This is a genomic window from Flavobacterium anhuiense (assembly GCF_900101855.1).
Classification (GTDB): Bacteria; Bacteroidota; Bacteroidia; order Flavobacteriales; family Flavobacteriaceae; genus Flavobacterium; species Flavobacterium anhuiense.
This window is the reverse complement of the sequence record NZ_FMVC01000009.1, coordinates 74,160-88,011: the sequence shown is the minus strand read 5'-3', so window position 1 is coordinate 88,011 and position 13,852 is coordinate 74,160. Positions and strand designations below refer to the sequence as shown.

The following is a 13,852-nucleotide window of genomic DNA, read 5'->3' as shown; positions in this document are numbered from 1 at the left end:
TAAAAAGATTTATAGAAACTCAGATCAAAAATAATGGAGAAGCCTTTATTTTAACAGCAATTTTATACCAATGGCGTATGATTTATACGAATGGCGTTGGTATAAATTATTCCTGATAAATGCTTACAAACTATACGATTATATTATTTTTGCCGCTATGACAATTGCAAAAATCTACCAGAATTTTTTTCTACGAAACTTAATCGTAAATACACTTGTTTATTTGGTCATTCTGGCCTGCATTTACGACGAAATAAGACTCAACGGACATAGCTGGTCTTATATTCTCAGCAAAATTGCCATGGGTTATTTCCCTTGCATTGTCTGGATTACGGTTTTTAACATCTGCATCATCAATCCTTTTTTATTTCACAAAAGATTTAAAATCTTTTTTACGCTTCTTGCGGTCTATTGGACTGGTTTTTACTTTTTTATGAATTGGTTTTTTCCGCTTGTTGGGTTAGGAAATTTAAAAGCACTTCAGATTGTATCATTGATCATAAACGGCTGTTTTTTCTATTTTCTGCACATTGTGATTACCAAAAAAATGAGTCAGGCCGATAAAGACATTATGAATTTCAAATCGGAACTTTCGTTTTTAAAACAGCAATTGAATCCGCATTTTTTATTGAATGCCATGAATAATCTTTACGGAGAAGCATTAGCAGAACCAGAAAAAGTTCCAGACCGAATACTGAATCTTTCAGATTTGCTGCGCTATCAAATCGAAGCTTCTAAGAAAGATTTTGTCTTAATGCAGGAAGAAATTGCGTTTATTAAAAAGTATATTGAATATTATACCTTTAGAAACGAAAGACTGGCTGTAACGCAAAACATTGAAGGCGTGCATGATCAAATCGAGATTCCGCCTTTGTTCTTTCTGCCTTTGGTAGAAAATGCGGTGAAGTTTTCGGCCGAAACTGCAGAGCCCTTTATCAATCTGGATTTGAAAGTAGATTGCCGAAATGTATCTTTCACTTTAAAAAACAACTGTTTGGATACTGAATCAAGGCTTTCGAGCACGGGAATCGGAATTGAAAACCTAAAAAGACGTTTGGAAGTATATGGTTTAAAACATACTTTAAGCTGCAAAAAAGACAAAAATATGTTTATCGTAAAATTAAATATATGGCACTTACCTACCGCTGTCTAATAGTTGATGACGAATCGCCGGCCCACAAAGCCTTGATTTCGCACATCTCCAAATTTGACGAACTGGAACATTACGGAAGCGCTTTTAATGGTATGGAAGCCATAAAACTGCTCAACGAAAACCAATACGATATTATTTTTCTTGACATTAATATGCCTGTAATTTCTGGTGTAGAATTGATGGAACTCCAACCCAAACGCCCAATTACGATTGTGACAACGGCTTATTCTGATTTTGCGCTTTCGGCTTACCAAAACGATGCGATTGATTATTTGATGAAACCCATTTCGTTTGATAAATTCTCAAAAGCAATAGAAAAAGCCAAAACCTATCATTCGGGAAATAATCTTAAAAAAGAAAACAACGACGACGAAAAAGTACTTTCTTACCGCTCTAACGGACAAGTAATTGAAACGCCTCTTTCTGATATTTTATATATCGAAAGTCTAGGCAATTATATGAAATTGTACAACTGCAAATTAAAATCTCCAATTGTCATTTACGGTTCGCTCGCGAGCATAAGTGCCGAAATTGACTGTGCACATTTTGTTCAAGTTCACCGATCTTTTATTGTAAATACAACTAAAATTTCTGCTGTTACGACCAAAAATCTCACAATGTCTAATGGCGATACTATTCCTGTGGGAAGGAAGTATCAGATTCTTTTAAATGTTTTTTTAAAGAGATAAACTAAAACACTTAAAACCAAATAATTACAAAATATTTAACAATAAAAACCCGTACAAATACTTAACGCTAACTTTCAAAATTTCATTAATCTTGTAACAATATATTTCTATTTTAAAAAAGGGATGCCGAAAACTTTATAGAGTAGGTTATTTTTAAATATATTGTTTATGAATCAAAATGACATTTTTTTTAGTCTAGACCAACAATTAGCAAACAAGCTAGTAGCAAGTCTTACAATTCCATTAAAAATAGATGTTTTAAACCCAAGGTATTTTAATCCCGGAGCATGGGAAGAAACTGAAATTGATTCTGAAGAATCTTTAGCTTCTGATTTATTTGAAGCCTCACTAAAATCACTTGAATATGCTGAGAACAGGGATGAAACAATTACTGAGGAAATACAAGAAGATGAAGAGTTGTACGAAATAGCAAAAATAGCCATAGATGCCTTTTTAGCTGCTAATCCAACAGAACGTGATCCTACTGATGAAAGTTTTTCAAGTGATTATTCATTTGAGCAGCAAAAAAGTCTTTGGGGTAGAATTAAAAAATATGCAAAAAAAGCAAGTAATTGGTTAAAGAAACAGGCAAAGAAAATTTTAAAAATTAAATCTGTAACGCTAGATAAATTTCTAGTTACAGTAGAGAAAAGACCTGTAATAATAATTTCAAATCCAATTAAGGTAAATGATGTTTATCTTAAGATTGATTATAAAATCACCGTTAAATACGAAATATTTGGTAAAGGAGGAAGAATTTCATTTTCTGATAATTTTAAAATGCCAAATACCGATTTAGATATAAAATTTAAAGTAGACAATCTTAAATACTTTGCGGAACCATATTTTACAAGTTTAAAAATAGTAAAATATATCCTTGGCTTTAAAATAACAATATCATTAGCTCCACTCGTTAATAAAAAAATTAAACCTATGGAAATATTTGATGCGTCAAAATATATTCCTGAAATCCCATGGTTTGAAAAATCTTTTGTTCCCGAACCTCCATTAGGGCTGTTAACTTATGGAAGTGGTCTAAGCTTTGGAGTTAATTTTAAATTAAGAGATTAATTTTCCTTAATAGCGAGAGCAATATTGGGTAAAAATATAAAAACAAAAAAAGAGACTTCTTCACAAAAGTCTCTTTTTCCATTTATATAATATTTTATAAAATCCTATTTCTCTTTAAGCAACTTTTCCAAATAAGAAATCTTCTCTTTTTCCGATTCTAATAAACGCTCATAAAGTTTCTTATTTTCATCATAAGCTTCAATAAGCTTTTCGATTGGATTAAAAGTATATTGATCATGATGACCGAATGCACCTTGGCTATTACTAAAATCAGTTTCATTAAAAGTATTAAAATAATTAATGACTCCTTCGTCACTAAAACTTTTAATAGCCTCTACAGAAACGCCTAAAGCTTCAGCAATTTTATTTAGTCTTTCGTCGTCAATGGTTTCGCTTCCTTCAAGAGTAGAAACATATTGCTGGCTCATGCCAAGGGCAATTGCTAACGCTTCTTGTTTCATACCTCTAAACTCTCTAATTCGGCTGATATTTCTGCCAATATGTTTTGGTTTTGTTGCTGTGCTCATAATTCAAAGATATTTAAAATTCTTCAAAGTTTTTTATTTCAATACAATACCTTTCTATCCAACAAAAGTATCATTTTTCGCACAACTAAAAAAGCTTCACCACTTCGTTTTTGCACTAAATTCACTACAACACCAAAATCTCGCAACGCAAGCAATTATTGGGATTTCAAATTTCGGCAATGATTATTTTTATCTGTTTTAAAACTTACAACAATTGCTTTAATTCTTGATTTTGTGAATTATTTTCTTAAAAAAAATATCAAACTAAGAAACTTTTCTTACTTAATTCTTTAAATTCGCGCCAACCAAACCACTAAGCTACTTACGAACCAATGAACATTTTTAATTTTTTTAGAAGATCAGATATAAAATGTCCGAGATGTCTTGGAAAAAGATTTGTTGATTGGGATGATATCCGCCGTTTAAACCGACAATTGAAATGGGTTCCTGCACCATGCGCCTATTGCGATGCAACGGGAAGGGTCCGCAAAGAAATGCTTTCTAAAGTTGCCGTAGATTGCATGTACCTCACAATCGATTTACCCGAATCTGTAATAGAAAAAATAAAAGAAGGCGATCTTGAAACAATCGAAAAAGGAAAACAACGCGAACTTTTTGTAGATCATCTTATACAATACGCAGAGCATCATTACCATACTCAAAATCTCGATGCAGAAAACATTGCTAATTTGTACTTAGAATTCGAGGCAGAAAAAGCTCCTTTTGCTGTAACCAAAGAAGAATTAATAAAATATATTCAAGGTGTAATCGAACTCAAAAAAACGGTATTACAATAATCTTTGCACCACAACTACTCAAAATCTTTGACCGTTTACAAAAACAGGTAAAAACACCTATAGCCACCCTATTATTTTATCCTAATATTGTATCGAATAATTTTTAGTTAGACAGGTTTTCTAATAGAGAGCTTTTTAATTTTTTGTCACTTTTTTTTTGGAACAGAAAGTGGGATTTCAAATCGCTGGTACCGATTGGAAATTTCACTTTTTTTTGTTCTTAAACGTGATGTTTTTTAACGCAAAGAGCGCAAAGGATTACGCAAAGTTCGCAAAGTTTTTCTCTCGCAGATTTAGCAGATCTAAGAGATTTTGTTTTATCTGCCTAATCTGCAGAATCTGCGGAAAAACTATGTTGCCACAAAGCTTTGCGAACTTTGCGGTTTTATTAAGTCTCGCATTAAAAATTCTTAGCGTACTTTGCGTTAAAAAAAATTAACCGCAAAGAGCGCAAAGGGTCACGCAAGTTCGCTAAGTTTTTCTCTCGCAGATTTAGCAGATCTAAGAGATTTTGTTTTATCTGCCTAATCTGCAGAATCTGCGGGAAAACTATGTTGCCACAAAGCTTTGCGAACTTTGCGGTTTTATTAAGTCTCGCATTAAAAATTCTTAGCGCTCTTTGTGGTAAAAAACATCACTCTTAGAAACCTCTGTTGCTTTATACCTCTGCATCTTTGCACCTAAGAAAAAAGCCTTATTTTTGCGTTCTGTAAAAGCCACGAAATTAAGTCCGCATGACTAGAGAACATTATATTCCGTTTAATAAAGAATTTTTACTGGAACAGCAAATTGCTGCTTTTGCTGAAAATCCGCAAAAGGTTGATGATTTTAAGAAGCTGTTCGAAATTATCGAACACTATTACCATTACGAATCTTTTAATCTTAACCGAAATCTAAAACAGCATTATGCACTCTACGATCCAGATTTAAGCGAAAAGGAACGCGAACAGTTCATCAATAAAAGCAGTTTTCCCGTTTTTAAAGAAACCCTCTTAAAAGTTCTCGAACGCGGCAATTACTACAGAATTAATCAGGAAGCTTTAAACGACGCCTTTCATGAATCTGATTTGATTGGACTGAATCTTTCTATCGATTTTAATGCTTTTAAAGATTTCGAACTTTATGCGCGTGGGCATCACAAGGCGAAAGAAAAAGTCAAAAAATACTTTTTCTGGACCAAAGAAGTCGAAATTGAATATTATGACCGAGTGCTGATTTACCTCAATTACAGCGAAGCAGATTACTTCAAGAAAAAGAAAGTCAAATTAGGCAAAATGCCAATCGATCCAGGGTCTATTGCATTGAAAATCTTTAAACGTGTTCCTAAAAATGATCTTGAAACCATTTTCCCGAATGCCATTCCGAAAATGTCTCTTAAGGACAAATTGCTGCTTTGGGTTCCAGGTGTTTTTGGTGGACTTTCGTTATTAAGCGCCAAGGTAATTCCTGCTTTGATTAACATGTATGATGCTTATCAGACTGGCGAAACCATCGATTTGTTAAACAGTAAAACCTCTTTAAATCAAGGTTTAATTGCTCTTGGGATTTTAGGAGCCTATTGTTTCCGTCAATACAACAACTTCATAAATAAGAAAATCAGGTATTCTAAAACACTTTCTGACAGTTTGTATTTCAAAAATGTCGGGAACAATAGCGGTGCGTTTTATTCTTTATTAAATTCTTCGGAAGAAGAAGCTTTAAAAGAAACAATTCTAGCTTATACATTTTTACACGAAAGCGAAGATTCTTTAACGGCCGAAGAACTGGACCATCAAATTGAATCTTGGTTTAAAACCAAACTAAATACTGATTTGGATTTTGACGTAAACGACGCTTTATTAAAATTAAAAAGCATTGGTCTCGGAATAGAAACTAATGGAAAATGGAATGTGATTCCGATTAATGAAGCGCTTATTGCAATTGATGAACTTTGGGATAATGTTTTTCAGTACAACCAGAAAGTTGATTCTCAAACAACCTAAAAGAAATTTCATTAGATTTACGCATCTAACCTTAAAACCACAAAAATGAGAACATTAGACCAATGGTTTGCAGAATATGCCGTAAGTCATCAGAACCCAACCAACAAAGCGATACATTACATTTGCGTACCTGCCATTTTCTTTTCTATCGTAGGTTTACTTATGAGTATTCCGAGCACGATTATCGCAAATACTTTACAATTAAATGCTCCAATTATTGAAAACTGGGCTTTCGTGGTTCTGCTTCTTGTTCTGGTTTTCTATATCAGATTATCGATTTCTATGGCGCTAAAAATCGCTGTATTTTCCGGAATCTGTTTGGTTATCAATTATTATATCGGGCAAATTGTTCCGTTGTGGGCATTCTCAATAGGCGTTTTTGTTATTGCTTGGATCGGACAATTTTACGGACATAATATTGAAGGCAAAAAGCCTTCTTTCTTAAAAGATCTTCAGTTTTTATTAATTGGCCCTGCTTGGGTTGTTGAGAATTTGTTTTCTAGGAAATAAACAGTTAGTTTCCACAATAATACTGCATTATTGACGAACAATTAAACATAAGTATTCTCTTATTTTTAAAATAAAAATGTACTTTTGATATACCAAAAATAAAAATCATGTTAGAATTAATCTGGGGAATATTAAACGTTATACTGTTTTTAGGACTTCTTGTTTTTTGCGCAAAAAAAGCAGCTGAGATTCGTGCAAAAGTGGGTTTGTCGGTTGCCATTCTCTTTTCTTTTTTTGCTTTATCTTTTATCACAAGGCCAAGTAATGAAGAAAAAGATAAAAAATTTGAATTTGAAAATAGGGAAATCGAAAAACAATCTTCAAATCGCAATACTTATCTTTCAAAAATTACTCTTGAAGACGACTTATGCACAAAATTTCAATTGAATATAATTTGTGATGGTGAAAATGCTCGTTCAGCATTAATTCAGAGAACTGGATTTATAGGTGGTACAGAATGGTCTACACTCTATATTAATATCAATAAAACGGAAAGGGAAAAAACTTTTGAATATCAGATTGGAGGAACTAGAAAATGGAAAATTCTTGGTGTTGAAATATATTCAGAGTATAAAGAATTTAGCGGAATGAACGAATTTAAGCCGCTTTCTAGTGTTCTTTAAATCCTAAATCAATTCTAAAAAAATAAAGGACAAGGAAGAATTTTATCTTTTTTGTCCTTTTCATTTAAAAAGCATTTCTAAAGTTTAAAAATTCAACATATAAAATGAGAAAATTCTTCACAGTAATTACTTGCGTAATTTTACTTTCTTCATGTAAACAAACAGATAATAAAAGCGTTCAAAACAAAGAGACAACAAAGAAAGACAGCACCAAAGTCGAAAGTTCTACACAAACTGCACAATCAAATTCTGATTTATTAGAGCAATTTTCTAAAAACAAAAATGAAATTGTTCTCAAATTAAAAACATTACCCAATAAAGAAGCTGGAAACGCACTATACGAAAAGTATATTGAAGAAAACAATACTTTGTTGGGACAGATAGCCGAAAAAGAATCTGGAATATTGGATAAATTTTACAATGAAGATGAAGCTGATAAAAAAGCTGTAAAGCTTTTAGGTGAAAAACTTAATAAGCATCAATTAGAGTTTTGGGAAATTGGCGAAGGTTATGTAGAAATAGAGCCTGTGCATGATTTTTACTATAGAATTTTTAAAGATTACGTAACGAGCGATTACAAAGAGTATCTGTACTTGAAAAGTGAAGAAAACAAAACGCTTTATTCTGCAGATGCGGGACTTGTTATTTCATTTAAAGATCTAGGCGACAGAGTAATTTCTTGGGAAAATTTCATGACCAAATATCCTGATTCAAAATTAATTTCATCTGTAAAAGACGAATACAAAAATTACCAAATGGATTATTTAGTTGGTCAAGACAATACTCCAACTGCCGAAAGAGCGACGGATGAAAAATATATTTACCCAGAAAACATTCAAGAATTTAACCGATTCATGAAAAAATATCCCAAAAGCCCAACTGTACCTCTAATTAATTTATTTATGGAGAACTTTAAGAGCGAGAGTATTTTCGATTTATTAAGAGCCGAACAGGATAAATTGTAAATTACAACTAATGCTTAGAATATTAATTTTATTTAGCATCATTTCATTTCAAACGGCAAACGCTAATAAATTACCTAATGAAGATGAAAGTGTAACTTTCAAAACACATAAATGTTCTCTTAAAAATGCAACACTTAAATCAGAAAGAACAGAGAAAGATCGGAAATTTATTTTTTGGAAGTTGCGTCATAAAAAAATCATTATCATTGATCAAGTAATTGATGAAAATGGCAATAAAATTTTTAAGAAAAAATCCGTATACATTTGTTCAATGGATGCCTGCGACACTAAAAAGTTTTGTAGAATTAAAATTATTGAAAACGAAATATGGATTTTTCAATATAATAGAAATCCCAAAAAGGCAGTAATAAAGCTTTACGATTCCTGCGGAAAATATTTAAGCCAAAAGAAATGGGATGATGACAAATCATTTGAAGATTATTAACTATAAAACTTAAAACCATGGAAAATAAAAACCAACCTATAACATGTTTTTTGGATAGTAGCCATCATTTTAGGCGTAACTTTATATAAGCAATTTGATTTTAAGAGTTTAAAATTTGAGAATCCAGCAATGGCAGTTATTTACGGTATTGTCTTTTTATTTTCGGTTTATTATATCATTAGAAATTCTAAAAAACAGGCTAAGTAAATTGTAAGTTTGTGGGAAAACTGCAGGAATATAATAATTTAAAAAGCGCATTCTTTTAATAATCAAAAGAATGCGCTTTTATAGTGACCTTGACGGTACAGAATTCGAACCATTTGTTAGACGATTTAAAAATTTTATATGAAGTCTAATTTTGTGAGGTTCGAGTGTAAATCTAAATCCCTCCTAAGTAATGAATTAAAAAAGCTTATTTTTGAAAAGAAGAAAATACTTAGATTTATCAGGTGTAGCCAAAAGTAGAATGTCGGATCATATAAGTTAGCAACAAGCTTAAACAAGATGAACATACCAAAAACAACAGATGATTTTCAAAAAGAATTTTATTTGTCTATTGACTTAATGGATAAAATAGGAGATTTAAGAATAAGAAAACTTATTGATAGATTGGATAACGTTATGGATGAAATAATTGTAAGTGCCATAATTAAAATATTCGAAAATGTAGATAGACCAAGCACTCAATATACCGACCAAAAATATGCTGGAATAATATTAATTAAGCTAAAGCCAAAAACACAAAATGATTTAAGTACTATCCTAAAATCTACAATCGAAAATTGGAACAAAAGTGTTAAAGAATTCCCTTTTTGGCTAAAAGAAAATTATGGACTCGAATCACTCAAAAATACATTGACTGAATTTGATGCTAAAAAATTGAATGACATCCAAACTGAAAAAATAAAAACAATGAAATGGTGGCTGAAAATTTAAAATTGTACTAAAAAATCAATAGATAACAGTTCTTTCAATCGATTTTAGGATTTAGTGGGATTATTTGTTTTTAGTTATATTTTAGTTAAACCGAAAAAAAATCATTTTCATAGCCCGTAAACCTCTTGTAGAGTCAAAACGTTATAAGCCATTTCATAAACTGGCAAGTATAACAGAAATTTAAAATATGCGAGATAAAAACAGAATAAAACCCATTATTGAAAAACTTGAAAATCTGTGGCTTTCAAATCCTGATTTTAGATTAGGACAACTTATTATGTGCATAATAAAGCCTGAGGAAGCTAATCCAAAAATATTCTATCTTGAAGATGATGAGTTCTTAACGAAATTGAATGAACTTGAAAAACGATGGAACGAAATTAAAGAACAAGAAGATGAATAGAGCTATTTCTCGAGTGCCAAATTCGAAAAAAGCCTTAATTTAATCTCAAACCATTTGTAGTACGAGAATGTTATGTACAGGAAAAACCAAAAAAAACAATGAGGAAATTTATAATAATAGCAGTAATCTTTATTAATTTTAGTTTTATAAATCTTGGAATGGATTATTCAATTGAAGCTAATGTGAAAACAAAATGCAAAGATAATTTTCCTCCAAGATTATCATTCTTCTTTGAACAAATTGGAGGTTTTGGAGATAAAAGCATGGTTGCTCAAGTAGAAAAAATTCTAAAGATTGATCTCTCAACATTTCAAGATTATGATTATATGGATAATGAAGAATCACCAGATAAGTATTGGAAAAACATAACCACATTCGAAGCTGTAATCAATAAATTAATTTTAAAAATTAATACAAATCCAAAATATTACGAAAAGGTAAAATACAATCCAATAAAACCAGAATATGCGTTTTCTTCTGATGCAAATGAAATGAAGAAGATTAAAGCTAAAGAACAAGAATATGAAAATCATCCAATGTATGGTTATCCATACGATAATAAATATTTAAGTAGTGGAGCTATAGTGGAAGATTTAGAAACACTGAAAGACATATTAAAGTGTTATAAAAAAAATGGAGCAACAAAAATCAAATTGAGTTACAACTAAATTAACTACACTTGACAGCTACTACAACTGGTTAGTCGATTTGCATAATGGATATGCTACCTCATCATTAGTTTAAGTTCAAAACTACATTAGCTTTAAAAGTTGAAAGAGAATCGTAAACCTTTATAGATCCACGATGGGCTTCGAACCAAAATTCCCTGTAAATAGAGGCATTTTCAAAACTAAAAAAAATCCGCTAAATTTTCAAACCATAAAAAAACCTGCAAAGTATACACTTTGCAGGCTTTTCATTTTTTAAGTGACCCCGGAGGGGTTCGAACCCCCAACCCTCAGAGCCGAAATCTGATATTCTATCCAGTTGAACTACGAGGTCAGTTTATTTATGATTTTAGATTATAGATTTTAGATTGCTGATTGGAATCTAAAATCTACAGTCTAAAATCTAAAAATATATTTACGAAAGTAATTTTTTCACAATTGTAGAAATGGTTTTTCCTTCAGCAGTTCCACCTAATTGAGCAGAGGCTAACCCCATTACTTTACCCATTGAAGCAATTCCAGAAGCTCCTGTTTCAGCAATGATTTTTGCCACTACAGCTTCTACTTCTTCCTCGCTTAATTGAGCTGGTAAAAACTTCTCGATTACAGCAACTTGAGCCAATTCTGGTTCAGCTAAATCTGGACGATTTTGCTCTGTAAAGATTCTTGCGCTTTCTTTACGGGTTTTAACCAATCTTTGAAGTAATTTAATCTCATCTTCTTCAGATAAATCTTCTTTAGATCCTGAAGCTGTTGAAGCCAACAATAATTCAGATTTAACAGCTCTTAAAGCTTCTAAAGCTACTGTATCTTTTGCTTTCATGGCGTTTTTGATTTCGTCCATGATTAGTGTTTGTAAACTCATGTTTATATTTTATTAGAATAAGCTAACGCTTATTAATTGATGTATTAATTTGACCCTTCGACTTCGCTCAGGGTGACAATCAGATTCACTTTAAAAACCTATTTAGGAAGTCAAATTTTGAAATTCTGTGCGAAGATAAAAAAAATAACCCGAAAATTAAATCCAATTTTCGGGTTACCCAATATTATGATTCTAAAAATTAATCTACGTTATCGTGCAAAAATGAATTGTTTGAACGTAATTGTAAATCATTATTACTGTCTGTTCCAACAGAGATTCTAGAATTTGTATTATTAGACTGAGAATTAGACAAATCTATTCCTAATCTTTTGTAAGCTGGCTCTTTTTCCAACTCATCGATTCTAGAAACATTGTTATGGAATTTGTAGTTAAATTCTTTTAGTTTCTTTCTTCTTTCTTCTGCTCTTAAACGCAATGTTTCTTCAATAGTCAATTCTAAAGGAGAAACTTCAGAAGTTGTCGTAATATCTGGCTGACTTGCAAAATCTACTCTTGGTTTCAACGTAATGTTTAATTCCTCAGGAATTGTATCTTCAACTACTTTTTCAACTGGTTTAGAAGCCAATAAATCATTTTCAACTTCCATGTACTCTTCTAGAGAGTATTTAATGATTCCGTTATCTGAAACTTCAGTTACAGGAACAAATTGGACTGGATCGTTTACTTTAATATCACGAGTTTCATTTGTCAATTCAAACAGCACTCTGTTATCTTCAACAACTGGCTCTCTTCTTACTGGCTCTTGTTTAAACAACGGAAGATCAAAAGAGAAAGTTGTTTGTTCTTCTCTTTCAAAAACTCTTTGCTGCTGCACTGGCTGTTGCACTTGCTGAACAGCTGGTGTTTCTGGAGATGAAATTGTAAAATCGATATCTGTAATTGGCGAAACGATTTCGAAAGTAACATCTAGATTTTTGATAAACTCAGACATCACCACCAACTCTTCCTGATTGATTGCTGGAGCAACAGCTTGTGCAGTTGGAGTAAAAGTTTCGTCATCATCCATCAAATCAAAAACAACTTTATCTTCCACTTTCGCTGTCGGTGTATCAACAGTTAAGTCGAAAGAAGCAAGTGGTTTATTCGTTAAATTATGAACACTTCTCTGCTCATCTTCTAACGTATGAATGATTTTCTTTGGTTCTGTATTTACAATTTCATTTTGTTGTTCTACATCAAATCCTGTAGCGATAATAGTTACAGCAATGGCTTCACCAAGAGTTTCGTCTTCACCAACTCCCATGATAATATTAGCATTGTAACCCGCTTCAGCTTGAATGTGATCGTTGATTTCTCCAATTTCATCCAAAGTAATCTCATTGGTTCCAGAAACGATAAGCAACAATACGTTTTTGGCACCCGTAATTTTATTGTCATTTAACAATGGAGAATCTAATGCTGAAACAATAGCATCTTTAGCTCTGTTTTCGCCTTCTGCTACAGAAGATCCCATAATCGCAGTTCCGCTGTTTGCTAAAACAGTTTTTGCGTCACGTAAATCGATATTTTGAGTATAGTGGTGCGTAATTACTTCGGCAATACCTCTAGAGGCAGTTGCCAAAACTTCATCCGCTTTAGAGAATCCTGCTTTAAAACCAAGATTTCCGTATACTTCTCTTAATTTATTATTGTTGATTACAATTAAAGAATCTACCTGCTTACGCAATTTCTCGATTCCAATAACTGCTTGCTCTTGACGCACTTTTCCTTCAAACTGAAAAGGAATTGTCACGATACCAACTGTTAATATTTCTCTTTCTTTTGCTAATTGAGCAATCACGGGAGCTGCACCAGTTCCAGTTCCTCCACCCATACCAGCAGTGATAAACACCATCTTAGTATTTTTATCCAACATTTTTTCAATATCCGAAATACTTTCGATAGCCGACTGCTGTCCAACGTCTGGGTTTGCTCCTGCTCCTAATCCTTCAGTTAAATTAACTCCTAACTGAATCTTATTGGGTACTGAACTATTTTGAAGCGCTTGCGAATCGGTATTACAAACGATAAAATCTACGCCTTTAATACCTTGTTTGAACATGTGGTTTATTGCGTTACTTCCGCCCCCACCTACACCTATTACTTTGATTACATTTGATTGATTTTTTGGTAAATCAAATGAAATACTTCCAAATTCTGAGTTGCTCATCATCTTTTTGGTTTTTTGAAATTCTTATTAAGTACATTTTTTACTTCT

At 32.1% G+C, this 13,852-nt stretch carries 15 protein-coding genes and 1 tRNA gene; 12 read left to right on the top strand and 4 right to left on the bottom strand.

Annotated features, from left to right (window positions below):
- The first annotated feature begins 70 nt into the window (after positions 1 to 70).
- From BLP44_RS20880 to BLP44_RS20870, 3 genes are all read left to right on the top strand, one after another.
- Positions 71 to 1,153, top strand: coding sequence for a sensor histidine kinase (locus tag BLP44_RS20880; RefSeq protein WP_008467116.1), 1,083 nt, complete (start codon positions 71 to 73; stop codon positions 1,151 to 1,153).
- On the top strand, positions 1,129 to 1,842 hold the full coding sequence (locus tag BLP44_RS20875) for a LytR/AlgR family response regulator transcription factor (protein WP_091135856.1): 714 nt from the start codon (positions 1,129 to 1,131) through the stop codon (positions 1,840 to 1,842). The genes BLP44_RS20880 and BLP44_RS20875 overlap by 25 nt, the downstream gene beginning before the upstream one ends.
- A gap of 168 nt (positions 1,843 to 2,010) precedes the next feature.
- Entirely contained in the window at positions 2,011 to 2,913 is a 903-nt protein-coding gene (locus tag BLP44_RS20870; protein ID WP_066032680.1) for a hypothetical protein, read from the top strand.
- Positions 2,914 to 3,017: 104 nt separating this feature from the next.
- Here BLP44_RS20870 and BLP44_RS20865 read toward each other — a convergent pair whose 3' ends face one another.
- Positions 3,018 to 3,440, bottom strand: a complete 423-nt coding sequence (locus tag BLP44_RS20865) for a helix-turn-helix domain-containing protein (RefSeq protein WP_091135851.1) — start codon at positions 3,438 to 3,440, stop codon at positions 3,018 to 3,020.
- A gap of 332 nt (positions 3,441 to 3,772) precedes the next feature.
- Here BLP44_RS20865 and BLP44_RS20860 point away from each other — a divergent pair, with 332 nt between their 5' ends.
- The 9 genes from BLP44_RS20860 to BLP44_RS20820 all read left to right on the top strand — a co-directional run bounded on the left by BLP44_RS20860 (position 3,773) and on the right by BLP44_RS20820 (position 10,769).
- On the top strand, positions 3,773 to 4,237 hold the full coding sequence (locus BLP44_RS20860; RefSeq protein WP_091135848.1) for a hypothetical protein: 465 nt from the start codon (positions 3,773 to 3,775) through the stop codon (positions 4,235 to 4,237).
- 734 nt (positions 4,238 to 4,971) lie between these two features.
- Positions 4,972 to 6,219, top strand: coding sequence for a TMEM143 family protein (locus BLP44_RS20855; protein ID WP_091135845.1), 1,248 nt, complete (start codon positions 4,972 to 4,974; stop codon positions 6,217 to 6,219).
- 45 nt (positions 6,220 to 6,264) lie between these two features.
- Positions 6,265 to 6,729, top strand: a complete 465-nt coding sequence (locus BLP44_RS20850; protein ID WP_008467130.1) for an Mpo1 family 2-hydroxy fatty acid dioxygenase — start codon at positions 6,265 to 6,267, stop codon at positions 6,727 to 6,729.
- 107 nt (positions 6,730 to 6,836) lie between these two features.
- Positions 6,837 to 7,352, top strand: a complete 516-nt coding sequence (locus BLP44_RS20845) for a hypothetical protein (RefSeq protein ID WP_091135841.1) — start codon at positions 6,837 to 6,839, stop codon at positions 7,350 to 7,352.
- Positions 7,353 to 7,456: 104 nt separating this feature from the next.
- Entirely contained in the window at positions 7,457 to 8,317 is an 861-nt protein-coding gene (locus tag BLP44_RS20840; protein WP_091135837.1) for a tol-pal system YbgF family protein, read from the top strand.
- Positions 8,318 to 8,327: 10 nt separating this feature from the next.
- Positions 8,328 to 8,762 (top strand): hypothetical protein, encoded by a 435-nt coding sequence (locus tag BLP44_RS20835; protein ID WP_091135834.1) that lies wholly within the window; start codon positions 8,328 to 8,330, stop codon positions 8,760 to 8,762.
- 504 nt (positions 8,763 to 9,266) lie between these two features.
- Positions 9,267 to 9,698 carry a hypothetical protein gene (locus BLP44_RS20830; protein WP_091135831.1) on the top strand — a complete coding sequence of 144 codons (432 nt, stop codon included), beginning with the start codon at positions 9,267 to 9,269 and terminating at the stop codon, positions 9,696 to 9,698.
- A gap of 187 nt (positions 9,699 to 9,885) precedes the next feature.
- A complete protein-coding gene (locus BLP44_RS20825) occupies positions 9,886 to 10,101 on the top strand; it encodes a hypothetical protein (protein ID WP_091135828.1) in 216 nt (71 codons plus the stop codon).
- 98 nt (positions 10,102 to 10,199) lie between these two features.
- Positions 10,200 to 10,769 carry a hypothetical protein gene (locus tag BLP44_RS20820; RefSeq protein WP_139159225.1) on the top strand — a complete coding sequence of 190 codons (570 nt, stop codon included), beginning with the start codon at positions 10,200 to 10,202 and terminating at the stop codon, positions 10,767 to 10,769.
- 260 nt (positions 10,770 to 11,029) lie between these two features.
- Here the strand turns inward: BLP44_RS20820 and BLP44_RS20815 are convergent.
- The 3 genes from BLP44_RS20815 to ftsZ all read right to left on the bottom strand — a co-directional run bounded on the left by BLP44_RS20815 (position 11,030) and on the right by ftsZ (position 13,807).
- Positions 11,030 to 11,103: transfer RNA gene (locus BLP44_RS20815), tRNA-Arg, on the bottom strand.
- 81 nt (positions 11,104 to 11,184) lie between these two features.
- The gene (locus BLP44_RS20810) at positions 11,185 to 11,634 is read right to left on the bottom strand and encodes a GatB/YqeY domain-containing protein (RefSeq protein ID WP_066032690.1); all 450 of its coding nucleotides are present in this window, start codon (positions 11,632 to 11,634) and stop codon (positions 11,185 to 11,187) included.
- Positions 11,635 to 11,833: 199 nt separating this feature from the next.
- Positions 11,834 to 13,807 carry a cell division protein FtsZ gene (gene ftsZ, locus BLP44_RS20805; protein ID WP_091135820.1) on the bottom strand — a complete coding sequence of 658 codons (1,974 nt, stop codon included), beginning with the start codon at positions 13,805 to 13,807 and terminating at the stop codon, positions 11,834 to 11,836.
- Positions 13,808 to 13,852: the final 45 nt, after the last annotated feature.

Bases quoted from the DNA above. Each gene is read 5' to 3' on its own strand.
- BLP44_RS20835 (WP_091135834.1), top strand. From the start codon at position 8,328: ATGCTTAGAATATTAATTTTATTTAGCATCATTTCATTTCAAACGGCA.
- BLP44_RS20855 (WP_091135845.1), top strand. From the start codon at position 4,972: ATGACTAGAGAACATTATATTCCGTTTAATAAAGAATTTTTACTGGAA.
- BLP44_RS20875 (WP_091135856.1), top strand. From the start codon at position 1,129: ATGGCACTTACCTACCGCTGTCTAATAGTTGATGACGAATCGCCGGCC.
- BLP44_RS20845 (WP_091135841.1), top strand. From the start codon at position 6,837: ATGTTAGAATTAATCTGGGGAATATTAAACGTTATACTGTTTTTAGGA.
- BLP44_RS20825 (WP_091135828.1), top strand. From the start codon at position 9,886: ATGCGAGATAAAAACAGAATAAAACCCATTATTGAAAAACTTGAAAAT.
- BLP44_RS20820 (WP_139159225.1), top strand. From the start codon at position 10,200: ATGAGGAAATTTATAATAATAGCAGTAATCTTTATTAATTTTAGTTTT.
- BLP44_RS20865 (WP_091135851.1), bottom strand. From the start codon at position 3,440: ATGAGCACAGCAACAAAACCAAAACATATTGGCAGAAATATCAGCCGA.
- BLP44_RS20810 (WP_066032690.1), bottom strand. From the start codon at position 11,634: ATGAGTTTACAAACACTAATCATGGACGAAATCAAAAACGCCATGAAA.
- BLP44_RS20870 (WP_066032680.1), top strand. From the start codon at position 2,011: ATGAATCAAAATGACATTTTTTTTAGTCTAGACCAACAATTAGCAAAC.
- ftsZ (WP_091135820.1), bottom strand. From the start codon at position 13,807: ATGATGAGCAACTCAGAATTTGGAAGTATTTCATTTGATTTACCAAAA.
- BLP44_RS20860 (WP_091135848.1), top strand. From the start codon at position 3,773: ATGAACATTTTTAATTTTTTTAGAAGATCAGATATAAAATGTCCGAGA.
- BLP44_RS20840 (WP_091135837.1), top strand. From the start codon at position 7,457: ATGAGAAAATTCTTCACAGTAATTACTTGCGTAATTTTACTTTCTTCA.
- BLP44_RS20880 (WP_008467116.1), top strand. From the start codon at position 71: ATGGCGTATGATTTATACGAATGGCGTTGGTATAAATTATTCCTGATA.
- BLP44_RS20830 (WP_091135831.1), top strand. From the start codon at position 9,267: ATGAACATACCAAAAACAACAGATGATTTTCAAAAAGAATTTTATTTG.
- BLP44_RS20850 (WP_008467130.1), top strand. From the start codon at position 6,265: ATGAGAACATTAGACCAATGGTTTGCAGAATATGCCGTAAGTCATCAG.